The 23,664-nt window shown below is 60.8% G+C and carries 22 protein-coding genes; 9 read left to right on the top strand and 13 right to left on the bottom strand.

All coding sequences use genetic code 11. The features are described 5' to 3' along the window. Nucleotides 1–53: 53 nt before the first annotated feature. The 4 genes from uvrB to P0648_RS01735 form a co-directional block, all read right to left on the bottom strand. Entirely contained in the window at nucleotides 54–2,099 is a 2,046-nt protein-coding gene (uvrB, locus tag P0648_RS01750) for an excinuclease ABC subunit UvrB (RefSeq protein ID WP_277504993.1), read from the bottom strand. Between the two features lie 46 nt (nucleotides 2,100–2,145). Beyond that, on the bottom strand, nucleotides 2,146–3,456 hold the full coding sequence (locus P0648_RS01745; protein ID WP_276245962.1) for an MFS transporter: 1,311 nt from the start codon (nucleotides 3,454–3,456) through the stop codon (nucleotides 2,146–2,148). A gap of 55 nt (nucleotides 3,457–3,511) precedes the next feature. Next, complete coding sequence (locus P0648_RS01740) at nucleotides 3,512–3,667, bottom strand: hypothetical protein (protein ID WP_276245963.1); 156 nt, start codon at nucleotides 3,665–3,667, stop codon at nucleotides 3,512–3,514. Nucleotides 3,668–3,773: 106 nt separating this feature from the next. Beyond that, nucleotides 3,774–4,403, bottom strand: coding sequence for a rubrerythrin family protein (locus P0648_RS01735; protein ID WP_276245964.1), 630 nt, complete (start codon nucleotides 4,401–4,403; stop codon nucleotides 3,774–3,776). 137 nt (nucleotides 4,404–4,540) lie between these two features. Between P0648_RS01735 and P0648_RS01730 the strand changes: the two genes are divergently transcribed. After that, nucleotides 4,541–6,379, top strand: a complete 1,839-nt coding sequence (locus tag P0648_RS01730) for an SLC13 family permease (RefSeq protein WP_369685665.1) — start codon at nucleotides 4,541–4,543, stop codon at nucleotides 6,377–6,379. 79 nt (nucleotides 6,380–6,458) lie between these two features. Here the strand turns inward: P0648_RS01730 and P0648_RS01725 are convergent, their stop codons facing one another. Beyond that, nucleotides 6,459–7,313, bottom strand: coding sequence for a sulfurtransferase (locus P0648_RS01725; protein WP_277504991.1), 855 nt, complete (start codon nucleotides 7,311–7,313; stop codon nucleotides 6,459–6,461). 284 nt (nucleotides 7,314–7,597) lie between these two features. Between P0648_RS01725 and P0648_RS01720 the strand changes: the two genes are divergently transcribed. Beyond that, nucleotides 7,598–8,380 carry a sulfurtransferase gene (locus tag P0648_RS01720; RefSeq protein ID WP_276245966.1) on the top strand — a complete coding sequence of 261 codons (783 nt, stop codon included), beginning with the start codon at nucleotides 7,598–7,600 and terminating at the stop codon, nucleotides 8,378–8,380. A 21-nt stretch (nucleotides 8,381–8,401) separates the two neighbouring features. Here the strand turns inward: P0648_RS01720 and P0648_RS01715 are convergent, their stop codons facing one another. Both P0648_RS01715 and P0648_RS01710 read right to left on the bottom strand, forming a co-directional pair. Continuing rightward, nucleotides 8,402–9,406: an AI-2E family transporter gene (locus P0648_RS01715; protein WP_277504989.1), complete on the bottom strand. Its 1,005-nt coding sequence runs from the start codon at nucleotides 9,404–9,406 to the stop codon at nucleotides 8,402–8,404. Nucleotides 9,407–9,576: 170 nt separating this feature from the next. After that, the gene (locus P0648_RS01710; RefSeq protein ID WP_277504988.1) at nucleotides 9,577–10,257 is read right to left on the bottom strand and encodes a class I SAM-dependent methyltransferase; all 681 of its coding nucleotides are present in this window, start codon (nucleotides 10,255–10,257) and stop codon (nucleotides 9,577–9,579) included. A 109-nt stretch (nucleotides 10,258–10,366) separates the two neighbouring features. Between P0648_RS01710 and P0648_RS01705 the strand changes: the two genes are divergently transcribed. Both P0648_RS01705 and P0648_RS01700 read left to right on the top strand, forming a co-directional pair. Beyond that, nucleotides 10,367–10,792 (top strand): DUF2391 family protein, encoded by a 426-nt coding sequence (locus P0648_RS01705; protein ID WP_276245969.1) that lies wholly within the window; start codon nucleotides 10,367–10,369, stop codon nucleotides 10,790–10,792. 86 nt (nucleotides 10,793–10,878) lie between these two features. Next, on the top strand, nucleotides 10,879–11,460 hold the full coding sequence (locus P0648_RS01700; RefSeq protein WP_276245970.1) for an ATPase domain-containing protein: 582 nt from the start codon (nucleotides 10,879–10,881) through the stop codon (nucleotides 11,458–11,460). A 145-nt stretch (nucleotides 11,461–11,605) separates the two neighbouring features. On the opposite strand, the gene P0648_RS01695 is transcribed toward P0648_RS01700, so the two are convergent. The 4 genes from P0648_RS01695 to P0648_RS01680 all read right to left on the bottom strand — a co-directional run bounded on the left by P0648_RS01695 (nucleotide 11,606) and on the right by P0648_RS01680 (nucleotide 14,380). After that, nucleotides 11,606–12,391, bottom strand: a complete 786-nt coding sequence (locus tag P0648_RS01695) for a hypothetical protein (protein ID WP_276245971.1) — start codon at nucleotides 12,389–12,391, stop codon at nucleotides 11,606–11,608. 313 nt (nucleotides 12,392–12,704) lie between these two features. Next, on the bottom strand, nucleotides 12,705–13,352 hold the full coding sequence (locus P0648_RS01690; RefSeq protein WP_276245972.1) for a Zn-ribbon containing protein: 648 nt from the start codon (nucleotides 13,350–13,352) through the stop codon (nucleotides 12,705–12,707). Next, a complete protein-coding gene (locus P0648_RS01685; protein ID WP_276245973.1) occupies nucleotides 13,352–13,732 on the bottom strand; it encodes a DUF2073 domain-containing protein in 381 nt (126 codons plus the stop codon). The genes P0648_RS01690 and P0648_RS01685 overlap by 1 nt, the downstream gene beginning before the upstream one ends. Nucleotides 13,733–13,738: 6 nt before the next feature. Beyond that, entirely contained in the window at nucleotides 13,739–14,380 is a 642-nt protein-coding gene (locus P0648_RS01680; RefSeq protein WP_276245974.1) for an Era-like GTP-binding protein, read from the bottom strand. A 1,967-nt stretch (nucleotides 14,381–16,347) separates the two neighbouring features. On the opposite strand from P0648_RS01680, the gene P0648_RS01675 reads away from it, so the two are divergent. Both P0648_RS01675 and P0648_RS01670 read left to right on the top strand, forming a co-directional pair. Then, nucleotides 16,348–17,853 (top strand): Cdc6/Cdc18 family protein, encoded by a 1,506-nt coding sequence (locus tag P0648_RS01675; protein ID WP_276245975.1) that lies wholly within the window; start codon nucleotides 16,348–16,350, stop codon nucleotides 17,851–17,853. Between the two features lie 139 nt (nucleotides 17,854–17,992). Continuing rightward, nucleotides 17,993–18,532, top strand: a complete 540-nt coding sequence (locus P0648_RS01670) for a 2'-5' RNA ligase family protein (RefSeq protein ID WP_277504986.1) — start codon at nucleotides 17,993–17,995, stop codon at nucleotides 18,530–18,532. Nucleotides 18,533–18,559: 27 nt separating this feature from the next. Here P0648_RS01670 and P0648_RS01665 read toward each other — a convergent pair whose 3' ends face one another. Next, on the bottom strand, nucleotides 18,560–19,267 hold the full coding sequence (locus P0648_RS01665; protein ID WP_276245977.1) for a S26 family signal peptidase: 708 nt from the start codon (nucleotides 19,265–19,267) through the stop codon (nucleotides 18,560–18,562). Between the two features lie 81 nt (nucleotides 19,268–19,348). Here P0648_RS01665 and P0648_RS01660 point away from each other — a divergent pair, with 81 nt between their 5' ends. Continuing rightward, nucleotides 19,349–20,854, top strand: a complete 1,506-nt coding sequence (locus P0648_RS01660; protein WP_276245978.1) for a DNA-directed DNA polymerase II small subunit — start codon at nucleotides 19,349–19,351, stop codon at nucleotides 20,852–20,854. Here P0648_RS01660 and P0648_RS01655 read toward each other — a convergent pair. Then, the gene (locus P0648_RS01655; RefSeq protein ID WP_276245979.1) at nucleotides 20,847–21,233 is read right to left on the bottom strand and encodes a hypothetical protein; all 387 of its coding nucleotides are present in this window, start codon (nucleotides 21,231–21,233) and stop codon (nucleotides 20,847–20,849) included. The genes P0648_RS01660 and P0648_RS01655 overlap by 8 nt on opposite strands. A gap of 75 nt (nucleotides 21,234–21,308) precedes the next feature. On the opposite strand from P0648_RS01655, the gene P0648_RS01650 reads away from it, so the two are divergent. Further along, nucleotides 21,309–22,382 (top strand): RAD55 family ATPase, encoded by a 1,074-nt coding sequence (locus tag P0648_RS01650; protein ID WP_276245980.1) that lies wholly within the window; start codon nucleotides 21,309–21,311, stop codon nucleotides 22,380–22,382. 93 nt (nucleotides 22,383–22,475) lie between these two features. After that, nucleotides 22,476–23,651, top strand: a complete 1,176-nt coding sequence (locus tag P0648_RS01645) for an aspartate kinase (protein ID WP_276245981.1) — start codon at nucleotides 22,476–22,478, stop codon at nucleotides 23,649–23,651. The last annotated feature ends 13 nt before the right edge of the window (nucleotides 23,652–23,664 follow it).

Raw genomic sequence — 23,664 nt, 5'->3', positions numbered from 1 at the left:
GAGTGCAACTCGACGTGTATCCGGGCAACGGTCGTGGAAAAATCGTGCGAACCTCAGGCTTCGCCGGGGGCCGGGACTCCGTCGTCTGCGTCGAGATCGAACTCCTTTCTGAGTTTCTGGATGCGGTCCCGGATGTCGGCGGCCAGTTCGAACTCCAAGTTGTCCGCCGCCTCCTGCATCCGGTCTTCGAGTTCGTAGATGAGGTCCAACGCCTCGTCGTCCGTCTCCGGAGTCACGCGGGCGACGTTGCGCTGTTTCTTCTTGCTCCCGGGGAGACTCGTCTTCCCGACTTCCTTCTGGATAGTCTGGGGTTCGAAGCCGTGTTCCTCGTTGAACTCGGTCTGAATCTGCCGACGGCGCTGGGTCTCGTCGATGGCCGTCCGCATCGCATCGGTCGTGTCGTCGGCGTAGAGGATGACCTCGCCGTTGACGTTGCGGGCAGCGCGTCCCATCGTCTGGATGAGCGTCGTCGAAGACCGGAGGAAGCCCTGCTGGTCTGCGTCGAGGACGGCGACTAGCGAGACTTCAGGAATGTCGAGGCCCTCGCGCAGCAGATTGATGCCGACGAGCACGTCGAACTCGCCGAGGCGCAGGCCGCGAATCAACTCGTGGCGCTCCAGCGTATCCGTCTCGTCGTGCATGTACTCGACCGCCACGCCAGCCTCCTCGAAGTATTCGGTGAGGTCTTCTGCCATGCGTTTCGTGAGCGTCGTCACGAGGACGCGCTCCTCGCGCTCGACGCGCTCTGCGATTCGGTCGAGTAGGTCTTCGACCTGTCCCTCCGCCGGTGAAATCTCCACCTTCGGGTCCACGAGATGCGTCGGACGAACGATTTGTTCGACGATTTGCGCCGAGTGTTCACGCTCATAGTCTGCCGGCGTCGCACTCACGTACAGCGTCTGGTCGGTCTTCTCCTGGAACTCTTCGAAGGTGAGCGGCCGGTTGTCGTAGGCCGTCGGGAGACGGAATCCGTTGCCAACCAGCGAGTCCTTTCGCGATTTGTCACCCGCGAACTGACCCTTAATCTGTGGGAGCGTGACGTGGGATTCGTCGATGACGGTCAGGAAGTCGTCGGGGAAGTAGTCGAGCAGCGTGTACGGCGGGTCGCCCACCTGCCGGTTGTCGAGGTGGACCGAGTAGTTCTCGATGCCGGAGCAGTACCCCGTCTCGCGCATCATCTCTAAGTCGAACGTCGTGCGCTCTTCGATGCGCTGGGCGGCGATGAGGTCGCCCTTGCGCTGGAAGTAGTTGATGCGGTCTTCGAGGAGGTCCTCGATTTCCTCGATGGCCTGTTCCAGACGCTGTTCTGGAATCGAATAGTGCTCTGCGGGGTGGACGAGGACGGCCGGTTCCTCGCTTTTGACCTCACCCTCCAGGGTGTCCACCTTCAACATCCGGTCGATTTCGTCGCCCCAGAACTCGATGCGGACGGCGAACCGGCCGTACATCGGGAACACTTCGAGGGTGTCGCCGCGGACGCGGAACGTCCCGTTCGTGAAGTCGACGTCGTTGCGGTCGTAGTTCAGGTCCACGAGGCGTTTTAGCACCTCGTCGCGGTCGATTTGCTGACCCTGCTCTAAGCGCAGCGCCATCGATTCGTAGTTGCGCGGGTCACCGAGGCCGTAGATGGCGGAGACGGAGGCGACCACGATGACGTCGTCGCGGGTCAGCAGCGAGCGCGTCGCCGAGTGGCGCAGGCGATCGATTTCCTCGTTGATGGAGGCGTCCTTGTCAATGTAGGTGTCCGTCTGCTCGATGTACGCCTCTGGCTGGTAGTAGTCGTAGTACGAAACGAAATACTCGACTGCGTTGTCCGGAAAGAGGTTCTTGAACTCTTCGTACAACTGGGCGGCGAGGGTCTTGTTGTGGGCGATGACGAGCGTCGGCTTCTGTATCTCCTCTATCACCCAGCTCACCGTGTTCGTCTTCCCCGACCCCGTCACGCCGAGCAGGGTCTGGCGGTCCATTCCCTCGCGAAACCCTGCCGCGAGTTGCTCGATTGCTTCGGGCTGGTCACCCGCAGGGTCGAACGGCGCTTCCACCCGAAACGGTCGCCCCTTTCCCGGTTGGTCTGGGGACAACGGACCGGAATCACTCATTGGCCGGTGTTGGGCCCCGAGCCACTTGACCTGTGTGCCTGCCCACTCAGAGAACGCCGTCGAACGACGGGGTGAGCGCCGCCCAACCGTGCTTCCTGACGTGCAACGAGAGGGCACAGACGAGGGCGATGACGCCGGCCACCGTGGCGATGGCGAAGGCGACGCGATACCCTGCGTCGGTGTAGATGCGCGACCCGGCCACCGTCTCGCCGGTCCAGTAGGCGTCGAGGATGACACCCATCAGCGTCGGGAACAGCGCCGCGCCGATGTAGCCAAGGGTGTTCACCGTCCCCGTCGAGACGCCGCTCGCGGCGCTGTCGTGGCGCTCCTTGATGACCGTGTAGGCGATGGCGAACCCGCCCATCAGGAAGCCGATGAGGAAGAACATGGCCGCGACGAAGGCAAGCGGGGGCGTGCCAGAGAGTGCGACGCCGCCGAGGACGGCAGTGTAGACGAATCCCGCGACGACGAGAATCGCCGTCCGATTTTCGAGGCGGTCAGAAATCCACCCGAAGGTGGGCGGGCCGAGGACGAGACCGACGCTCCCGAGCAACGTGTAGGTCGACGCCTCGGTCACGGTCAGACCGTACTGCTGGACGACGAAGGGGACGCCCCACAGGCCGAGCAGCGTGATGTTGACGCCGATGATGCAAAACAACATCAGCCCCGCGAGCCACGTCTCGCGTTCTCTGAGGACGCCACCGAGGTTCGACGCGACTTCAGAGAGCGAGAGGGCGGGCGAGGACGGAACGCCGTCGATTGGGTCGAGGCCCGCTTGCTTCGGCGTGTCGCGGGCAAGGACGTAGATGGCCACCGCGAGGAAGAAGCCAAAGCTACCGAGGACGAGAATGGTATCGCGCCACCCGACACCCGCCACGACGATGGCGAGGGGCGTCGTCGCGAGGATACCGCCGAGCCCCGAAACCCCGACGGTCAGGCCGTTCAGGGTGGCGAACTCGTTCGCCCGATACCAGTTCGCGACGAATCGGAGGATGGAGATGTAGATGACCGACGCGCCCAATCCGAGCAGGGCGCGGCTCGCGAACGCCGTGACGAAACTGTTCGCAAAGGCGAACGCGACTGCCCCGATACTCATGACGAGGACGGCGACGGTCGCGGTTTTTCTGATACCAGCGCGGTCTACGAGCACGCCGGAGGGTAACTGGAGCGCGGCGTAGATGTAGAAAAACGCAGCGTGCAACGTGCCGAGACCCGCGCCGGTGGTGTCGAATGCGCGCATCAGCTCGTCCGCGAGGACGGCAGTCGAGAGCCGATAGAGACTCACGAGGATGAACGCGACGGCGAGGGCCCCCCACACCACCCACCGGCGACGGGACGGGTCGGACCAGAAGTTCACGTGCGGTGTGACAGTGAGTGTCGTAAAAAGTGTTCACGAAGCGGCAGAGTTGCCGTCAGTACTCGAATTGGAGATTTTCCGGATGTTCCGACACGACCCACCAGCGGGCTTCCTCACGCGGATGGCGACGCTTCAGGTGCGTCGTGAGCGTCGCGTGGTTCGAAAAGTCTCGGCCACAGAGGTTGCACCGGTGGTGGTTGTTGTGTGGCATACTATACCAATCGACGGCGAGAAGAATGAATTTGCGTGCTGGACGACCGACGAATCGGTGTAGAAGACGGTGGGGGGAGCTATCGAGTCACCGCCAAACGCACCGGTCAGCAGACCGGTTTCGGGTTCACTCCCATGCCTTCGAGCGTCTCCGTATACTCTCGGTAGGCCGCCTGCAGTGCCTCGCTCGCGGCGTCGAGTGCGGTTGCCCAGTCCTCCTCTGCGTCACAGAGTTCCGCGAGCGCGGCGACCGCCTGTTCTTCCTGCTCGTCCAGGTCGCTCGAAAGGTCACGGAACAGCTGGGAAGTCTTCGGGTCTGCCTTCCCGACGAAGAAACCGACGAGTTGCTTCTTCGACGCCCGGGCGACGAGAACGCGCCCGCAGAACCCGCCGAGGCGGGCGATGGGGTCTTCGAGGTCGCGGAGGTAGGTCTGAATCGCCGGGACGCGGTCGCCGAGGTCATCGTCGTCGAGTTTTGCAGCGACCTGCTCGTAGTGGTCGTACTCGTCTTCGGCGGCCGCCTCGAACACGGCGCGCGCGGTGTCGTTTTCCTCAGACTCCGCCCATGCCTCGAACGTCTCTGCGGCGGTGTGTTCTGCCGTGGCGGCGGCCTTCAGGACGGGTTTCTTGTCCAAGTCGCCGTGCGTGTCGGCGTAGAGTGCCTTCGAGGAGCCAAGTCGTGAGAGCGGTGTCTTGTTCTCCTCTCGGACGGTGTCGAGGAAGTCCTCTGGAGTCATAGCATGCGATACGACTGCTCGCCGGATTTATCCATCGGTGTCGGTTACGTCTGCTCCGCGGGCTTTGGCCGGCGAGGGACCCGCACATGTGACAACTGACCGACTATACTATGGCGTCTGCTGTCGTACGGGCTGTAATGCTCCTTCTGGCCACGCAAGTTGGGGGCGACCTCCCTCCGCTTACGGTGGATATGCTGGTCGTTTTCGGCATCGCTCTCCTTGCGTTCAGCCTGTTCGTGAGCGAGCGCGTCCCCGTCGACGTGACGGCGCTCATCATTATGTTCGTGCTCATCGTCCTCGGTTCCTGGACGAATATCACGCCCGAAGAGGGTATTTCCGGATTCTCCAACGTGGGAACCATCACCGTCCTCGCGATGTTCGTACTGAGCGCGGGCATCACCCGAACCGGGGCAGTCCAGCGCCTCGGCACACGAATGGCGGCGTACGCTGGAACGGACGAACGCAAACAACTGCTCGCCACGCTCACAGTCGCCGGAATCCCTTCAGGATTCATCAACAACACACCCATCGTCGCGATGCTCGTTCCCGTCGTCTCTGACCTCGCACAGAAGGGGCGCACCTCTCCATCGAAACTCCTCATCCCCCTCTCGTACGCCTCCATGGTGGGCGGCATGCTCACGCTCATCGGCACTTCGACAAACCTGATCGCGAGCAGCGTCTCCGCACGCCTCATCGACCACCCATTCTCCATGTTTGAGTTCACGAAACTCGGCGTCCTCGTGTTCTTAACGGGGGCGATCTACCTCATCTTCGTCGGTCACCGGCTGATTCCAGAACGCATCAAGCCCGCTGAAAACTACGTCACCGAGTACGACCTCGCGCCGTATCTGGCGGAAGTCGTCGTCAACGAAGCGTCACCGCTGGTGGGTCAACGTCTCCGAGGCGGGCTTCGCAGCACAGAGTTCGACTTCGACGTTATCCAGGTGATTCGAGAGGGAGAGACGTTCCTCGAGCCGTTGGACAGCGTCAGAATTCGTGCGAACGATAAACTCGTCCTCCGAGCGAACATCGACATCGTTCGACGGCTCGTGGCGACCAAAGGGCTGTCGCTCGGGTCGACAAACGGCAGCAGCGACGAAGCGCTTGCGACTGACCTGGGGTCACAGACGCTGGCCGAACTCATCCTCCCCTCCTGGTCCGGGCTCTTGGGGCAATCGCTCCGAAGTTCCACCTTTCGACAGCGGTACGACGCGAACGTACTGGCGATCCGCCGCGGAGGTGAACTCCTCCAACAACGGTTGAATCGTATTCGCCTCCGAAGTGGTGACACGCTGTTGATTCAGGCGACCGAGGAGAGCCTCGACAAATTGTCGAACGACCGTGACATCATCGTCGTCTCCCAAGCGCCACAACGGGAGTTTCTCGAATCGAAGACATCGCTCGCAATTGGGATTGTCGTCAGCGTCGTCGTCCTCGCCGCACTCGGCGTCCTCGACATCCTCGTCGCGGCAATCGGTGGCGTCATCGCAATGGTTCTCGGCGGTATCCTCAGACCCCACGAGATTTACGATGCCGTCGATTGGGACGTCATCTTCCTGCTCGCCGGCGTCATCCCACTGGGAATGGCGTTCGAACAGACGGGCGCAGCCACCCTCCTCGGTGGCCTCGTTGCGTTGAGCGGCAACGTCCTCCCCCTCATCGGCGTTCTGTGGGTGTTTTACGTCGTCACGGCGCTGATGACCGCGCTCCTCAGCAATACCGCGAGCGTCGTCCTGATGATTCCCGTCGCCGTTTCCACTGCAGCTCAGGTGGGTGCGAACCCGTTCGCGTTCGTCCTCGCGGTGACCTTCGCGGCGAGCGCCGATTTCATGACACCGATTGGCTACCAGACGAACCTCCTCGTCTACGGCCCCGGCGGGTATCGATTCACCGACTACTTCCGGGTGGGTGCACCGCTTCAAGTGCTTCTCTCGCTCGTAACGGTGCTCGGAATCGCGTTCTTCTGGGGTTTGTAGCCGCGTGAGGGTCGACGAGTGGGTTGCGGGACGCGTCGCTACGAGATGCTGTGCACAATAAACGTAGTGATGAAGGCGTTCAGTTCCCGCGCTCGATTGGCGCGTCCACGAGGTTGCCCCACTCGGTCCACGACCCGTCGTAGTTCACGACGCTGTCGTAGCCGAGGAGTTCGGAGAGCGCGAACCACGCAATCGAGGAGCGCTCGCCGATACGGCAGTAGGTGACGACCTCCTGGTCGTTTTTGATGCCCTGGCTCTCGTAGAGTTCGCGGAGTTCGTCCGCGGACTTGAATGTGCCGTCGTCGGTGACCGTCGCGGCCCACGAGATGTTAGCCGCACCGGGGATGTGGCCGCCGCGCTGGGCGGTCTCCTGAAGGCCTGGCGGGGCGAGAATCTCGCCGGAGAACTCCTCTGGACTGCGCACGTCGACGAGCGGAACGCCGCGGTCGATGGCCTTCTCGACGTCCGTGCGGTAGGCGCGAATGCCCTCGAACGGCCCACGAGCGTTGTACGTCTGCTCGCTGAAGGACGGCACCTCGTCGGTGGTTGGGTAGTCGTTTTCGACCCAGTAGTCGCGGCCACCGTTGAGGAGGCGAACTTCCTCGTGGCCGTAGTACTTGAACTGCCAGTAGGTGTAGGCGGCGAACCAGTTCGAGTTGTCACCGTAGAGGACGACCGTCGAGTCCTCGGTGATGCCGTGGCTGCCGAGCAGGTTCTCGAAGTCCTCCTTCTGGAGGATGTCTCGCTCGACCTGGTCCTGCAGTTCAGTCTCCCAGTTGAAGCCGATTGCGCCCGGCGCGTGGGCCTCGTCGTAGGCTTCCGTGTCTACGTCGACTTCCACCAGTCGATACTCGGAGTCGTCGCTCTGAAACTCATCGAGGTGACTCTCCACCCAGTCCGCGGAGACGAGGACGTCTTTTGCGTAATCGCTCATGGTTGCGCTAGACCCTACGCTACCCACCTTCATAGTAGTATGACTCAAGGCAGGTCCGGCCTCTCCTCCCACCTCGCCGTAAGTGTTGCCGGGAGCTACGACGAGCGAAAAACCGGGCGCTGACGCAGTTGGTAGCCAATCAGCGAGTCTGGATACAAAAGGTGGCTTGTGAGAGCGTCTTCGCGAAAGTCCGGAATCCCGGCAACAGCGTCCGGCATCCCCGAGTCGCAGCGCGAAACCGCCGTTAGTGAAGGGTTGAAGCATCGTGCTCGCGTGGCAAGCGTATGGACGAACTCATCGTCTCGGCCGAGTGGGTCGCCGAGCGACTGGGCGACATCGCCGTCGTGGACGTGCGCGACGCCTGGGAATTCGACGGCATCGGGCACATCCCGGGCGCCGTGAACGTTCCCTTCGACAGCTTTCGCGACGAGGACGGCGGCGACGAGGGGATGCTCCCCGGAGCGGACGCATTCTCGCGATTGATGCAGGAAGCAGGCATCGCCCGTGGCGACCACATCGTTGCCTACGACGACACCCACGGCGTCTTTGCCGCTCGATTTCTCGTGACTGCGCAGCTCTACGGTCACGACCCGGCGAAGTTGCACCTCCTCTCGGGTGACTTCAGTTCGTGGCAACTCGAACACGAGACGACGAGCGAAGGGGCAGAGCGCGAGCCGAGCAACTACGAAGCCACGATTCCCGACGACCGCCCGCTCATCGGGGCTGACGAAGTGGCCGCCGCAATCGGCACGGACACCGTCATCGTGGACACCCGCGAGCAGTCGGAGTTCGAGGAAGGGCACATCGAAGGTGCAGTCCAGTTCGACTGGCGAGAACTCGTCGACGACGAGACGCGCGGCATTCTCGCGCCCGACGAGGCAACGGAGATTCTTGAATCAAAAGACATCGTTCCCGAGAAATCGGTCATTCTCTACTGCAACACCGCTCGGCGCATCAGTCACACCTACCTCGTTCTCCGGTGGCTCGGCTTTTCCGACATCTCGTTCTACGAAGGGAGTCTCACCGAGTGGGAACGTCGCGGCATGACAATTGAAACGGGGAGCTAAAACTGCGCGTCGAACAGAGAACTAAAACAGCGTTCCGCGACGCATCTGGCGGTCACTGAGCAGGTCCAGCGCTTCGACGAGCAACGCGATGACGAGCGGCCCGGCGATGAAGCCCATGACACCGACGCTGAGGATGCCACCGACGAATCCGACGAAGTAGAGGCTTCCCGGGAGGTCCGCAGACCACTCGGCGAGTCGGGGGCGAATGAGCGCGTCGGGGACGAACGCGATGAGGATTAATCCGAGGACGAGAACGGCCACCGCGGCGTCGATTTCTCCGATACTCACCTGATAGCCCGCGAGTCCAATCACCAGAATGCTCGGGCCGACGATGGGGATGAACTGGAGGATGCCGGCGATGACGGCGAGTGCGAAAAACGACTCGTAGCCGAGCAGGAAAAACACGGCGAGCGCGAGGACGAACGTCCCGAGGGCGGTGGCCGCCTGCAGGACGTAAATCGCGAACAGCGTGTCCCGGATGCGCTCGTGAATCGCCATCACGATGTCGTGATAGTCGCGAGGGATAGGGCGGAAAATCGCCGCCCCGACACCGCGTGGCTCGAGCAGGATGGCGAACACGAGGAAGGTGAACAGTGCCGCCTTGAGCGCGAGGACGGGTGCGGCTTGCACCCCCGAGATGGCGAGGTCAGTCAGTGTATCGTTCGCGTAGGTGATGGCGTCGTCCGTCTGGAGCGTGTAGAAAAACCCGCTGTAGCGAATCGTGATTTCCGGCGGCAGATTCTGGATGAAGTCTACGAACTGATTACGACGAAGGTAGAGGACGATGCCCACGGGCGCGAGCAACGCGGCCACCCCGAGAAAGGCGAAGATGGTGGCAACCGCACTGGCGTAGCGCGGTTTCAGGTGGTACGTGACGAGCCACTCACGGACGGGAAAGAGGACGTACGCCACAGTGGTTGCGAAAAAGACAGTCGCAAGAACGTCGACCAGCAAGGCAGCCGTGAGCAGCGTAAAGAACACAACCAACCCGACGAGGACGTACTGACGCTGGCCAGGTGAGGACACAGCCTACCACTCTGCGCGCAACTGACAAAATACTTGCCACGATTGCGACGGGTGTCACCGTAATATCGAGCGAGTGCGGTGACGAATCCGGCAACTTTCCAGTCGAAATGAAGGGGTTCGAGGCGGTGACGCGGTGAAAATCAGCAGCTCAACAGAACGGAACTGGCCACTCAGGGGGCAACGCCCACGGTGAGCAACGTGCCGAGTTCGCGGTATCGCTCGACCATGTCCGCGCGGGTTTCGAACCCTTCGTGCGGGAAGGCGTCCTCGTCCGGAATCTCGACGTCCCAGTCGCCGATGTGGTCCTGCTCTGCGACGTAGAGCCCCGCGTTGCGGAACGCATCGCGGTACTGCTCGCGCGTCCAGCGCGTCATCTCGACGGAGATGTTGTCCTGCCACTTGTGGGAGTGGACGTTCTCCTCGTAGTAGTTCACCGCACAGTAGAACGTGCCGCCGGGTGCGAGGACCCGGGCGATCTCTCGGAGCGTCTTGTGCGGGTCTGTGGCGTAGTAAAACGCCTCCATCGTCCAGACGTGGTCGATGCTGTCGTCGGCGAACGGCAGGTCGTTGAAGTCACCGACGACGTAGCCCGAATCGAGGTTTTCGATGTAACTGCGGGCGTTTTTCGCCATCTCCGGCGAGCCGTCGAGGCCGTAGGTTCGACCCGCGTCTTTCGTCTCACGGAGGGCGCGGACGGCGTAGCCGCTTCCCGTCCCGAGGTCGAGAATCGTGTCGCCCGGTTCGACCGGCATCCGAGCGAGTGCGTGTTTCGCCGTGTGCCAGTGGCGGTCTTCCATCCCTTTGTCGCGGCCGTCGGTGGCCCAGGCGTCGAACTCCTGGCGAATGCTCATGCGTGGACAGATGAAGTCGGCCACCAAAACGGATTCGACGTGTTTCTGCCCGGAGCTACTCGACCCACCCCGCCCGGGCGTTTATCCTGCTCGACCTCCGAGAAGGCGTATGGTCGGTAAGAAGCGCCGGTACGCCCTCGCTGATTCGGCGCAACAGGTAGTCGGCGGGTTCCTGCTCGCAGGCCCCTTCGTCGTCACCGAAGAGGTCTGGGTACTCGCACGGAACATGACAGTCTGGCACGGGCTCGTGACCCTCGCGCTCGTCTTCGCCATCGGCTACGGTGCGCTGTACAAGGCGGACGACGGCCGCGACCCGGACCGCGAGGCCGACGTGGGTGGCATTCCCATTCGCTTCGTTTCGCTCATGGCCGTCGCCTTCGGCTCGGTCATCATCCTCGCTATCGCCTTCGCCGCCCCACAGACGTTCCTCTCTGACCTCGCAACAACGGCCCGCTACGAAGTGACGGCAAAAGCCGTCTCCGTCGGAGCCATCTTCAGCGTCGTTGGGGCGGCGACCGCGGACAGCGTGTTCTGAGTACCATCCGTAGCATGCTTCTGGCCGCTCCTGTCACGTCGAGCACACCCGCAGGCTTAAGGTATCGCCGACCGCTCTTTCGCCATATGGATTACGCCCTCGCGATCGAGAACACGCCAGACTCCATCCCGGGCGGCACCGGCCTCCTGCTCGTCCACCCGAGCACCGGGGAGACCGACCGCATCGACACCGATTTTCTCAACACCGACACCGACTACATCCTCGTCATCTCCACGCGCACCACCGCGCGTGAGGTCGAACAAAAACTCGAATACTACGGCGTAGACCGGGGAAAGACCGAAATTCTGGACGCGCTCTCGATCGAACGCGGCTACTCCCGACGAAGTGGCAAGGGCATCCACTACGTCTCCTCACCCGACGACTTGGAAGGAATCGTCCGGGCGACCCGCAAGTTTCTCGAACGCCACAAAGGCTCGAAACTCCGCGTCAGCGTCGATTCGGTCACCGAGATGGCCTACTACGCCGACGAAGAACGCGCCAGAGAAGCGGTCGTCGAACTCCTCGAACTGCTCGACGAACACGACGCCGTTGGCCTGTTCCACCTCGCAGAAGAGGTTCACGACGAATCCGTCGTCACCAACTATCGCGACCTGTTCGACGCAATCATCACGCTCGACGAAGACGGCAACGTCTCGAGCGAGTTCTGAGCGACAGACGGCGAGCGGATTTTCGAAACGTCGGTTACGACGAGCGGTCGGCTCTGCTGTAGGAAAGCGCATTGTTGACTCGAAACTGCACTGTTGACTCGAAAACGCCTCGTCGCCTCAAGGAACCCTCGTCGTCTCGAAGAATCTACGCTTCGCGCAACCGCTCGAAGGTCTTTTCTGCCCACTTCACTGCGTAGGGAGCGCCGTGTTCGCGGTAGGCCTGCGTGTCAAGTGCACCGAAGGGCGCTGGCAGTTCCAATCCGTGTTTCACCGCGCTACAGGCGTACTCGGTCGCGGCGGCGAAGTCCGTCTTCCCGAGGGCGACGTCCCGTGTGAGGTTCGAAAGCCGGGGTTCCATCCGGACGCCGGCGTCCTGCCACGCGTCGAAGAGGTCGGGATGAGTGTCCTGCCACGAGGCGAACACGTCTCGCGTCTGGAGACCAAGGTAGGCGTCGTAGAGGGCGGCCGCTATCTGGTAGGTATCGACCGGTCCGAGCGCGAGTGCGTCGTCGAGGTCACGGTAGGCGTCCCCGAAGAAGGGTAAGAAGTGCTCGGGTTCACCCGTCCCGAGTTCGACGAACGCTTCGGCGATGAGGAAATCGATGAACGCCTTCGGCGACCCCTGCGTTCGGGCTTTCACGAACACGAGCGGCGGGGTCGTCTGTCGTGTCCAGACGACGCTACCGTCCCCGGGCATTCCGATGGTGAAAGTGTTACTCGCGTATTGTGTGAGCAACTGCGGGGCGTCCTCGGGCAGCCATTCGGCTGGATACGAGGTCGGCGAGAGCGAGTCGACGAGCAGTCCGAGACTCTCTGCCTGGTCCGGTGGGAGCGTCTCGAAGTCGGTCTCCGTGTCGAGTACTATCGCTCCGGGTGCGTGTTCGTCACGGACCGCCGCGAGCGCCTCAGAGAGGTCACGCGCGTCGAACATCACGCAGCGAGCGCGAGGCTCGCGATGATAGCGAGCGCGAGCAGTGCTGAAACGCCGACGGTAGTGACCACAATCTTGGTTGCCTGACTCATACCGCGTCTGTTTCCGTGCGAGCGGTTAAAACCTTCAGTTCGCGGCGACGGAGGAGCGGGGAGACAGTTTTGAGAGGCGCGAACGGAGAAACGCGAGCGGTTCGTGTCGAGCTTTGAAGAGATAGGGGAGGAGTTCGACTGGAAACGAACGGTTTGAGAGCAGGGAAAAGCTCGCTAGAAACAGCGGGAACGTGGGGAAGAGAAGTTCGACTGGAGACGGGTTACTTCTCTTCGTCGCGGCCGCCAATCCAGGTTTCCGGGACCTCGATGATGTACCGACCGTTTTCCTGGAGTGCGATGATGTACTCATCGCGGTCGTAGAGCTCCATGAGGTTGAGTTCGTACTGGCCGGGTTCGAGGATTTTGATGCTCTCGAACTGGTCGTTCAGTTCCTCGCGGAGTTCCTCCATCGACGGACGTTCCGCTTTCGGGCTGCCGACGACGCGGCCTTCTGCTGGGGGATTCTTCTCCGGTTTCGCCGGGAGTTCGTCCGGGCTCACCATCTCGCCGCGGGCGCTCGCCTGTGCGCGGTCCTCGCGGTCGACCTCGGATTCGGCCGGTGGTTCAGCGGGCGCTTCGATGATGGAATCGTCGTCGGCCTGTGCCACGGGTCGAGCGGCGTCGGCTGCCCCCGACGCGGAGGCAGGAGGTGTTTCGTCTCGACGCACCCAGTCGCGCACTTTCGTGGTGGCCTTGCCGACCGACTGCGTTACGGAGGACTCGCGCTCCGGTGGCTGTTCCTCCGGGTCGGGAGTTGACCCAGAGGGATAGAACTGGAACTTGTTCCCGCCACAGTCCGGACAGCCCGAAAGCATCTCCTTCGACCCGTCACTGAACTCGTGACCGCAGGACGTACACTGGTGTGGCATTATTGCCGAGTGACGAGGGCGCTGATGAGGTTCTCGTCTTTGTGGAGTGTTTCGATACGGTTCGCCGGCCCGATGACCGTGAGTTTCGCCGTCGAGCGACGACCCATGAGGCGGTCGAGGAGACTGCCGTCCGAGGCATCCTGCTTCGGATAGGTCTCGATTTCGATGCCGTTGAACTCGTCTGGGCTAATCTCGCTCATCGTGACCTCGATGAGTTTCGACTCCTCTGACGGTGAGAGCCCTTCCTCGAGAATCACGATGTTTCCCGCGTGAACGCCGTCTAAGATGGTTCTGATTTTCTCCATGCTGGTGAGCCTGTCCATCCGCTCGCCGCTGAACAGGTCGATTTGCACGCCATCTTTGTTTGTTGCTTCTGCCATACCTAATCACCCGAAGTAGTCCGAAATCTTGTCGTACACTTCGTCCATGTTTTCGCCCTCGAGCGCCGAGAGTGGAATCGTCTCGTGTTGAGGGAACGCATTGCGAATGCGCTGGACGTTCGATCCGTCGAGATCCGTCTTGTTCGCGAGGATGAGCACCGGGAGCTTCTGACTCTCGATGATGCCGATGAGCATCGTGTTCACCTGCGTGAACGGGTCCGTGGAACTGTCGAGGACGTAGATGACGCCATCGACGTCCTCGCGGAGCCAGTGCATGGCCTCTGCGACGCCTTCCGTGGCCTCGCGGGAGCGACGAACCGCGTCGTCCTTCTCCATGTCGTGCTCTAAGAATTCCTTGTAATCGACCTTCGTCGTGACACCCGGCGTGTCGACGATGTCGATGGTGACGGACTTCCCGTTGCGCTTGATTTCGACGTTCTCTTTTCTGCGTGCTCGGCGCGTCTCGTGTGGAATGTGACTCTCCGGGCCGATAGCGTCGCCAGTCCAGTCGCGAGCGATGCGATTGGCGAGCGTCGTCTTACCCGCGTTCGGCGGTCCGTAGATGCCAATGCGCTTCGGCTCGGAGCCGGAGAACAACTTATCGGTGACTCGTGAGATACTATCTCGTAGTTCGGCGAAAATGCCCATTTTGTTACTCGTGTTTCCTTTTTTGAATCATTGTGTCGGAGTGTTCCCAGTCTGTACACAGGACCACGGCGAATATACCCATCCTATTCTCCCGCTCCCCTGGAATATGTCGTTGGCAAGGGTGCTTCTGAACATAGAAGCACCCTGAATTCACTTAAGCGTGCGTCAGACATGTGTCTGGATTTATAGACAACCCACGAACGTTGGCCTCAAGGGTGTTTCGGTGCCGTAGACGAGCGAGACTGTGAAACCGAACCCGAGTCCATGAGGGAAACGGATGCAGAAAGGTGAATGGGTGATGGTCGAAGGAAAGGGAGAGTGTGGTGGGGAGGAAGGATGGGTTTGTGGAGAGGGAGCAATGGTAGAGAGAGCGTGGTGATGGGGAAAGACGGGGTTGGGAAGGAAGGACGGGATTGTAGAGGGAAAGACGGGATTGTAGAGAAAGAGCGTGGTGTAACTCCAGTTGAAATGGAGGGGTTGTGAGGGAGGGGATTCGCTCGATTTCAACTGCGAGGGCAGATGAGACGGTCAATTTATTCGTCGGTAGAGATGGGCAACCGGAAGACTGGCGTTCCACTTGAACCGGTCGGCTGGGCGCGATATATTGATGATTGTTCATTTAGATTATGGGGTCGGGTCGGGAGAAGAGGCGAGAACAGGGCTCTCCCAGGAGATATCGAATAGTTACGAAACGTGAGAGAACGGAGGACGGGGAAGGAGCCCCCCACCCCCTTGTTTCGAGTCGAGAGGGGAGAAAGAGAGGGGGTGGGGAGCTGCCGCTTACCCTTATTTCAGCCCTAGAACCACCAAAACCATTACCGCGAGGTCTACTACGGTTATGGTTAGGGCATCTATCATATAAAGATGCCTCTTTTGATAGACCTCTCCTCACACCCCCTCCCCCTCCTTTTCTCCGTTCCACCGGAAACAAAGGGGTGGGGGGCACCCCTTCTCTCATATCCACTCCTTCTCTCACCAGCTTCCCCTCGTGACGCGCCATTCACAGAAATCACGACGCTCCAGCCTCCTTCCCTGTCTCCAGACTGCCCGTCCAATTCTCACCTAGAGGTTCCTCTAGCAAAGACCATTCTGAACCTTTCCTTCTAGTGCAAACTAGTACCACTAGAGGAATTCTGTGCTTGCGACCCCTCCGCTTCCAGTCGAACCTTCCGCTGTTCCCGAGATCTCCCGGTGATTTCCTTGCGCGCGGTCTCACCTGTTCGTGGGTTCAGTTCGCCGCCGTCCCTCCATATTTGCGGCAATATTCCCACCACTGTTGGACAACCCCTTCGTTTCCACTGGAACGGTTAGTGCAGACTACTTGGTCTTTCTGTAGATCAGTGGTCCCTCTGTGGATCAGTGTCCCTCAGGGCTCAGAGATTCCTCTGGGAGTCCTATTTGGGAAAGTTTGTGGATCCTGTAAGGGAAATCCTGTTCGGGAGATGCCGAACGCTCGGTGCGAAGCGAAGAACCTGAAAGCGATGCGCAACTCGTCCTTCCCAGAAGGTCAAATTCGGATAGGACCCGCTGAACGAGGATAGGACCCGCTGAACGAGGTCGACTCGATCGAGTGAATTCGAATTGCGATAGAATTCAATTTGACATGAAACCCGATTCGACACGAAACCCGATTCGACACGAAACCCGATTCGATGCGAACGGTGAACCCGAGACACTCTGGTTCGAGTTGAAACCCCACTCCTCACGACGGCTTGCATCGTGACTGCTGGTCCAATCGAAACTATCCGGACGAGTGAGGGTTCGAGACTGTCGATTCCACGTGAATCTCGGCGGAAAATCTATCTGTGAAGCACAACATTTAATAGAATCTCTACCTCTGGTTCGTGTGCATCAAGTGGACAGACGGCCGCACACCCAATGGCCTGCAGGAAGGATTCTAGGGCCGTTCCGGGGCTCTCCTCCCGGCTGCCGTGCCTGTTCCACCCGAAAGATAGGGGATATCATCGATGGAACCTGACGACACCCACACGGATGGCGGAACCGAAGAGACGAACGCGGCGACAGAGTTCGACGTGGACTTAGACGAAGTCGTCCTCGACGAACACGGGCTCGAAGACCCCGAAGAAGCGTCGCAAGGTCTCTTCGACGACCTCCTGAGTGGCGAGCCCATCTTCGAGAACAAGGAGGTTCTTCGACCGTCCTACACTCCGCACAAGCTCCCCCACCGCGTCGAACAAATCAACAACATGGCGACGATTCTCGTCGCGGCACTCCGTGGCGAGACTCCCTCTAACATTCTCATCTACGGCAAGACGGGAACTGGAAAGACGGCGAGTGCAAAGTTCGTCTCCAAGGAACTCGAAACCACCTCACAGAAGTACGAGGTGCCCTGTGAGGTCGAGTACATCAACTGCGAGGTGACGGACACCCAGTATCGCGTGCTCGCCCAACTCGCGAACAAGTTCATCGAGAAAAACGAGCAGGTCATCGAAGACAAACTTTCCCGCTTCGAATCCCTTCGCGAGCGCGCAACAGAGAATCCCGCTGCACTCGAAGAGACGAACTTTTCGACGCTCGAGGAACTCGACGACCGAGTCGAAACCCTCGAAGACGACCTGGCGTCGTTCGAACCGGTCCCGATGACCGGATGGCCGACCGACCGGGTGTACAGCACCTTCTTCGAGGCCGTCGATTACCACGAGCGCGTGGTCGTCATCATGCTCGACGAAATCGACAAACTCGTCGAGAAATCCGGCGACGACACTCTCTACAATCTCTCGCGAATGAACTCCGAACTCTCTAACTCTCGCATCTCCATCATCGGCATCTCCAACGACCTCAAGTTCACCGACTTCCTCGATCCGCGGGTCAAATCGTCGCTCGGCGAGGAGGAAATCGTCTTCCCGCCGTACGACGCGAATCAACTTCGCGACATCCTCCAGCACCGCGCCGACGTCTCGTTTAAACCCGACTCGCTCTCTGACGACGTGATTCCGCTGTGTGCTGCCTTCGCCGCGCAAGAACACGGCGACGCCCGTCGCGCGCTCGACCTGCTCAGAACGGCGGGCGAACTCGCAGAGCGCGACCAGACCGACCGCGTCGAAGAGAAACACGTCCGTAAGGCCCAGGATAAAATCGAACTCGACCGCGTCGTCGAGGTCGTCCGCACCCTTCCAACCCAATCGAAACTGGTGCTCTTTTCGACCATCATGTTGGAGAAAAACGGCGTCCACAACATCAACACGGGCGAGGTGTACAACATCTACAAACGACTCTGTGGCGAAATCGACGCCGATATCCTCACCCAGCGTCGGGTCACCGACCTCATCAGCGAACTCGACATGCTCGGCATCGTGAACGCCGTCGTCGTCAGCAAGGGCCGCTACGGCCGGACGAAGGAAATCAGCCTCTCGGTCCCCATCGACGAAACCGAGGCCGTCCTCCTCTCGGATTCGCGACTCAGCGAAATCGGCGACGTTCAGCCGTTCGTTCAGGCCCGCTTCGATAACTGACAAAACACAATCAGTTATTGGACTGTCGTATCGTAATTCGTTCTCGTCGGTGACTTCATCGCTCATACCTTCTGTTTTCCCGGATTGGACTGACGTGTGGCGGGAAACTGTTTTGTCACTCCTCGGTGAAGTCTCATCCATGAGCATCATCGTCGGGGCGCTCCTCCCAGACCCGTACTACGAGCGCATCGAGTCCGTCTGGGCGGACATCGAAGCGGAGTTCGGGGCAAACGGAATCCACAATCCGTTTCCGCATTTTACCCTGTACGGGGTCACCGAACCCGCGACGGTCCCGGTCGTCGAGTCGGCCCTCGAAGCGGTGGTAGCTCGCCACGACCCGGTCACGGTTCGAACCGACGGTATCGGCATCTTCCCCGGTAACACGTTCTACATTCCCGTAACGCAGTCGAGAGCGCTCGCGCAGCTCCACGAAGACGTGGTCGATGACGTCTCGCGACTCGGCGATGCACCCTCATCGTACTACGAACCAGGAAGCTGGTTCCCGCACGTTGGCCTCGCCATCCAGATTCCCGACGCAAACACGGGCGACCTGGCGTCGTTTCTCCTCGACTACGACTTTTCGTGGGAATTCGATATCGAGACGCTTGCAGTCATGGCGTGGCAACCGGAGGATGCAACATTCACGCTCGAAACGACCCATTCGCTCAGCGCAGGCTGATGCAGAAAAATCGACCCGAAGCGTTTCTCAGGCGGCGATCCGTGGTCGGCCGAACAGCACCATGCCACCGAGGACAGTGAACGTCTGAGAGACCCATAGTCTGATGTTACCGAGAATCGGAATGCGGAACTCTGCGGTTCCGATGACCCACGCTGGCTTGACTGGGTTCTGATTGCCGACCTGGTCGTAGATGCTGTTTGCGTCACCTTTGGTTACGAATCCCTCGTTCGGGGCCGGACAGTGGGCGAGTTCCTGGCAATTGTCTGCCCCCTGCATGTAGTCGGGGTTGGCCTTGTCGTACCAGTTTTCGCTCTCGTTTACGTAGAACATCGCCCGGTGGATGATGGGGGTCGTTCGATCATTGCCATTCGGTTGGAACACGATGACGTCACCCGGATTGTTGAACTTCGTGTACTCGGTTTGCTGGCCGATTGCGTAGGTGACGACGCCGGTGTCCTGATAATTTTCTGCCGCCGCGAACCGGTGTTCCTCCATGACGAAGACGAGGTCGCCGGTCATCATGTTCGGCTCCATGCTGCCGCTTTCGACGGCGACCATCGGCGGCCAGATGCCGCTCACGGCGAACAGAAGTAAGCCGACGAGGACGACGGCCCCGACGCTCACGAGGAGTTCACGTGCGTAGGCGACAGCACCGTGGTCGGTCGTCGCGAGCCATTTCAACCACCCTACTAGCCCCGTCGGGTTATCGTCGGGCCGGTCACCCGGGACACTCATTGACGGCCCTTCGCAGGGGGGTCGTTTCAACGTTTGGCTTTGGTTCGCTATACTTTTGCCACTCCCCGAAGACACTCGGATGTGCCACTCGAGAGTGACGCCCGCGTCGTCAGCGAACTCGTCAGTCGTGGATTCAACGCAGAACGCGAGGCTGTCACCCTCATCGCTGGTGCAGCGGACCCCGCGCAGACGCTCGAGCGCGTTCTCTCCCAATTGCCGGAGAACGCGCTCGTGGTCACCGCCGCCCACGTTCGGTCAACCCTCGACGAGACGGACCCCTCTACTTCAACTGCAGATGTCACACCAGAAACAGTGGCAAAGACTGATACAACTCCAGTAGAAACGTCCCCAGAATCGTTCGAACGGACGGTAGACCGAGCGCTCCGTTCGCTCCAGATTGCGAACGACATGACCGGTGAGAGTACCGGAACGGGCCGATACGAGGACTTCGTCGCGGTGTTTCGCGACCGGTACGAGCGACTCTCTTCGAAACTGCGTTCCCGCGTGAACCATCGCACGACGCGGGCGCTCAAATCGATGCCTGGAAACAGCGAGGCTGGTATCATCGGGATGGTCAGTGACGTTCGGTCGACGGCGAACGGCCACTGGATAATCGAACTCGAAGACACGAACGGCGTGTTCCCGTGTCTCGTGATGAAAGACCGGCCGCTTGCGGACCTCGTAGACGAGATTTTACTCGACGAGGTCATCGCTGTGGACGGGACGCTTTCGGACGACGCCGGTATCCTGTTCGTCGAGTCGCTCTACTTCCCGGACATCCCACGAACCCACAAACCGACGACCGCTGACCGTCACGTGCAGGCGGCGCTCATCAGCGACGTGCACGTCGGCAGCCAGGAGTTCATGGCCGACGCGTGGAGCGATTTTGCCCACTGGCTCCACACCGAGGAGGCGGAGCACGTGGAGTACATGTGCATCGCAGGCGACATGGTGGAGGGTGTCGGTATCTACCCGAACCAGGACGAGGAACTCACCATCATCGACATCTACGACCAGTACGAGGAGTTCAACGAGTACCTGAAAGAGGTGCCTGGCGACATGGACATCGTCATGATTCCAGGCAACCACGACGCGGTGCGCCTCGCAGAACCACAACCCGGCTTTTCGGACGAACTGCGCGACATCATGAGCGCACACGACGCGAAAATCGCCTCGAACCCTTCGGTCGTGACGCTCGAGGGCGTCTCCATTCTGATGTACCACGGCGTTTCACTCGACGAGGTCATCGCCGAACTCCCCGCCGACAAGGCCAGTTACGAAGAGCCACACAAGGCGATGTACCAGCTGCTCAAAAAGCGCCACGTCGCGCCCCAGTATGGCGGTCACACCCGTGTCGCACCCGAAGAGAAGGACTATCTCGTCATCGACGAGGTGCCGGACATTTTCCACACTGGGCACGTCCACAAACTCGGCTACGGGATGTACCACAACGTGCTGGCGCTCAACAGCGGGTGCTGGCAGGCTCAGACGGATTTCCAGAAGAGCGTGAACATCGACCCGGATTCGGGCTTCGCGCCCATCGTCGACCTCGACACGCTGGAGATGACGATTCGCTCGTTCAGCTAGGGTCTTTGCGGAACCTCACGGTCGGCGTGGTGCCGAATCGCGGCCCCGACCCGACGCGGGCAAAGCCCACGCTGTCTGCGGCGTCGAGAATCGGTGCCTCGTCCTCTGGAACCAGTAATTCGACGCTCATTCGCTCTTTCGAGGCGAAACGGAGGGGTTCGTCGAGCAGCCGTTTCGCCACCTTCGTCTCGCCTGAAAGCTGCGTCACGTACACCGTTCGGTGCTCTGCGTCGAAACTCACGAAGCCGATGATGTCGCCTTTCGTCTCCGCGACGCGCACACTCCGGTCGTGGATGAGATTCCGCATCACGTCGCTCGGAGAACCGGTCATCTCGGCCAGTGTGCCCGCGTCGTCTTCAACGGCATCCCGCACGTCCATAGCCTCCCCTTGGCGGGCATTAGAGTTAAATCCCTGACCCGGATGGTTCTTGTCGCTTCCATTCCTAACAGTGTCATGGTGGATGATAGCACTGGACAAGAAGGGCCGGACGTGGTACGATGTGACTTCTGTCGGCACCCGATACCGGAGGAACCGGTTCTGGCCAGTGACGAGGCGGTAGACTACCAGTTCTGCTCGCTTGCGTGCCGAGACGCGCTCGAAACCAGCGAATTCGTCTTCACGGAGTACCACGGCTTCATGTGGTTCGACCCGGGCGTCTCGGCGCTCGAACAGAGCCTTCCGCAGGGAGCGCCACGGAACGCCTTCGTCCTCCTGAGTGGACCCGCCGGAACCCGCGACCGGGCGCTGCAAGCCGAACTCGTCTGGCGCACCCTCCGCCGGGGTGAATCGGCGGTCATCGTAACGTTTCAAGAGCCGCCCGGCTCGCTCGTCCAGCAGTTTCTCACCTTCGACTGGAACGTCCTCCCCTACTTAGAGCGCGACCAGTTGCACATCCTCGACTGTTTCACCTACCGCCTCTCGACGCGAGAGCGGATGTACGAGCGGCTGAACGAGTGGAACCAGCACCTCTACCGCGTCGCCCAGGGAGCGACGACGACGATTCGCGACCCGACGGACATCGACGAGGTGACGAATAAACTCGACAACTGCCTCGAGAACCACCACATCGTCGATTCGGGGATGGTGCTCATCGACTCGCTCACCGAGTTCGGGGCGCTCGTCCAGCCGGTGCGGGCCTACGACTTCGTCCGCACCATCAGGGCGGACGTGTGCAAAGGGCGGTTCGTTCCCGTCTACGCCGGCGCGACCGTCGTCACCGAAGAATCGCTCTTCCCCCACGACCTCGAATACGTCGTCGATGGGGTCATCGACCTCCGGCTCACCGAATCACTCGTTCCGGATACGCTGCTCAAACAGATTCGCATCCGCAAGATGAAGGGCGTCCTCGTCATCCCCGAGTGGCACACCTACGAGTACACCTCTGGCCTCGGAATGGTCACCTTCGACCCAGAAGAGGAGCAACGAAAGAGCGAGCGCCGTGAGGAAGAAACTGAACAATCGGCCGAATCGGCCGGTTCGAACGACGATACAGCAGCAGAACTTCCAGACGATGGGACGGAAATGTAACAGACGGCAATCATTCGGAGGATGAACAACGTTATCTCACGGGACTCATAAAGAGGGGCCAATGAGTCACGTTCACACGCACGCGGTGGTAGCATGCGCGTAGTTGCGAAGTTCGGCGGTACCAGCCTCGGCAGCGGCGACCGAATCAATCGAGCGGCCGATTCGATCGCCGCGGCGGTCGCCGCGGGCCACGAAATCGCGGTCGTCGCGAGCGCGATGGGCTCGACCACCGACGACCTCCTCGAAGAGATTACCTTCGAGGCCGACGACGCAGACCGTGCAGAAATCGTGAGCATGGGCGAGCGGACGAGCGTCCGAATGTTGAAAGCCGCTCTCAGCGCCCGTGGCGTCGACGCGAAGTTCCTCGAACCGGGCAGCGAAGAGTGGCCAATCATCACCGACGAACACGGCGAGGTCGACGTCGAAGCGACGAAGGCCCGCGCCGCGGAGCTCGCGAAATCGATGGAGGGCGTCGTCCCGGTCATCACCGGCTTCCTCGCACAGGACCACACCGGCAAAGTCACCACCCTCGGACGCGGCGGCAGCGACACCACGGCGGTCATGCTCGGGAAGTACACCGGCGCAGACCAGGTCGTCATCGTTACCGACGTAGAGGGCGTCATGACCGGCGACCCACGCGTCGTCGAGGGCGCGCGCAACGTCTCCCAGATTACCGTCGACGAACTGCGCGACCTGTCGTTCCGCGGCGCAGAGGTCGTCGCCCCGAGCGCACTCACCTACAAGGACGAGAACCTCGACGTGCGCGTCGTCCACTACCAGCACGGCGACCTCCTGTCCGGTGGCACGAGTATCGAGGGTCAGTTCGAGAACCTCATCGACCTGCGGGAGACTCAACTGGCCTGCATTACGGTTGCGGGTCGGTCCATCCGAAACGAACCGGGGATTCTCGCGACGCTCTCTCAGACGCTCGCCGAGGCGGAAATCAACATCGACGCCGTCGCAAGCGGGATGGACTCGGTGACCTTCTACATCGCTACGGACCGCGCTGCGGAGGCAGAAAAGGTCCTCCACCAGTGCGTCGTCGATGAGGAACTGCTCTCCAGCGTGACGGTGGACGACGACATCGCCGTCATCCGCGTCACGGGCGGCCTGATGAGCCAACCCGGCGTCGTCCGGGACATCATTTCGCCGCTCGCGGACGCCCACATCTCGATTCACGACGTCATCACGAGCGCCTCGTCGGTCGGCATCTTCGTCGACTGGGACGTCCGCGAAGACGCGCTCAAAGCGATTCAGACCAACTTCTGACCGACACCGCTGT

It is taken from the genome of Haladaptatus sp. DYSN1 (assembly GCF_029489995.1).
GTDB lineage: Archaea > Halobacteriota > Halobacteria > Halobacteriales > Halococcaceae > QDMS2.
This window is presented reverse-complemented; position numbering and strand designations above follow the sequence as displayed.

What these genes read in the sequence shown, in the direction of transcription:
- P0648_RS01735 (WP_276245964.1), bottom strand. Translation starts at nt 4,403, where the DNA reads ATGACTCCAGAGGACTTCCTCGACACCGTCCGAGAGGAGAACAAGACA.
- P0648_RS01650 (WP_276245980.1), top strand. Translation starts at nt 21,309, where the DNA reads ATGGTGGATGATAGCACTGGACAAGAAGGGCCGGACGTGGTACGATGT.
- P0648_RS01725 (WP_277504991.1), bottom strand. Translation starts at nt 7,313, where the DNA reads ATGAGCGATTACGCAAAAGACGTCCTCGTCTCCGCGGACTGGGTGGAG.
- P0648_RS01665 (WP_276245977.1), bottom strand. Translation starts at nt 19,267, where the DNA reads ATGAGTGTCCCGGGTGACCGGCCCGACGATAACCCGACGGGGCTAGTA.
- P0648_RS01655 (WP_276245979.1), bottom strand. Translation starts at nt 21,233, where the DNA reads ATGGACGTGCGGGATGCCGTTGAAGACGACGCGGGCACACTGGCCGAG.
- P0648_RS01680 (WP_276245974.1), bottom strand. Translation starts at nt 14,380, where the DNA reads ATGGGCATTTTCGCCGAACTACGAGATAGTATCTCACGAGTCACCGAT.
- P0648_RS01645 (WP_276245981.1), top strand. Translation starts at nt 22,476, where the DNA reads ATGCGCGTAGTTGCGAAGTTCGGCGGTACCAGCCTCGGCAGCGGCGAC.
- P0648_RS01695 (WP_276245971.1), bottom strand. Translation starts at nt 12,391, where the DNA reads ATGTTCGACGCGCGTGACCTCTCTGAGGCGCTCGCGGCGGTCCGTGAC.
- P0648_RS01690 (WP_276245972.1), bottom strand. Translation starts at nt 13,352, where the DNA reads ATGCCACACCAGTGTACGTCCTGCGGTCACGAGTTCAGTGACGGGTCG.
- P0648_RS01710 (WP_277504988.1), bottom strand. Translation starts at nt 10,257, where the DNA reads ATGAGCATTCGCCAGGAGTTCGACGCCTGGGCCACCGACGGCCGCGAC.
- P0648_RS01705 (WP_276245969.1), top strand. Translation starts at nt 10,367, where the DNA reads ATGGTCGGTAAGAAGCGCCGGTACGCCCTCGCTGATTCGGCGCAACAG.
- P0648_RS01685 (WP_276245973.1), bottom strand. Translation starts at nt 13,732, where the DNA reads ATGGCAGAAGCAACAAACAAAGATGGCGTGCAAATCGACCTGTTCAGC.
- P0648_RS01720 (WP_276245966.1), top strand. Translation starts at nt 7,598, where the DNA reads ATGGACGAACTCATCGTCTCGGCCGAGTGGGTCGCCGAGCGACTGGGC.
- P0648_RS01740 (WP_276245963.1), bottom strand. Translation starts at nt 3,667, where the DNA reads ATGCCACACAACAACCACCACCGGTGCAACCTCTGTGGCCGAGACTTT.
- P0648_RS01700 (WP_276245970.1), top strand. Translation starts at nt 10,879, where the DNA reads ATGGATTACGCCCTCGCGATCGAGAACACGCCAGACTCCATCCCGGGC.
- P0648_RS01675 (WP_276245975.1), top strand. Translation starts at nt 16,348, where the DNA reads ATGGAACCTGACGACACCCACACGGATGGCGGAACCGAAGAGACGAAC.
- uvrB (WP_277504993.1), bottom strand. Translation starts at nt 2,099, where the DNA reads ATGAGTGATTCCGGTCCGTTGTCCCCAGACCAACCGGGAAAGGGGCGA.
- P0648_RS01730 (WP_369685665.1), top strand. Translation starts at nt 4,541, where the DNA reads ATGCTCCTTCTGGCCACGCAAGTTGGGGGCGACCTCCCTCCGCTTACG.
- P0648_RS01670 (WP_277504986.1), top strand. Translation starts at nt 17,993, where the DNA reads ATGAGCATCATCGTCGGGGCGCTCCTCCCAGACCCGTACTACGAGCGC.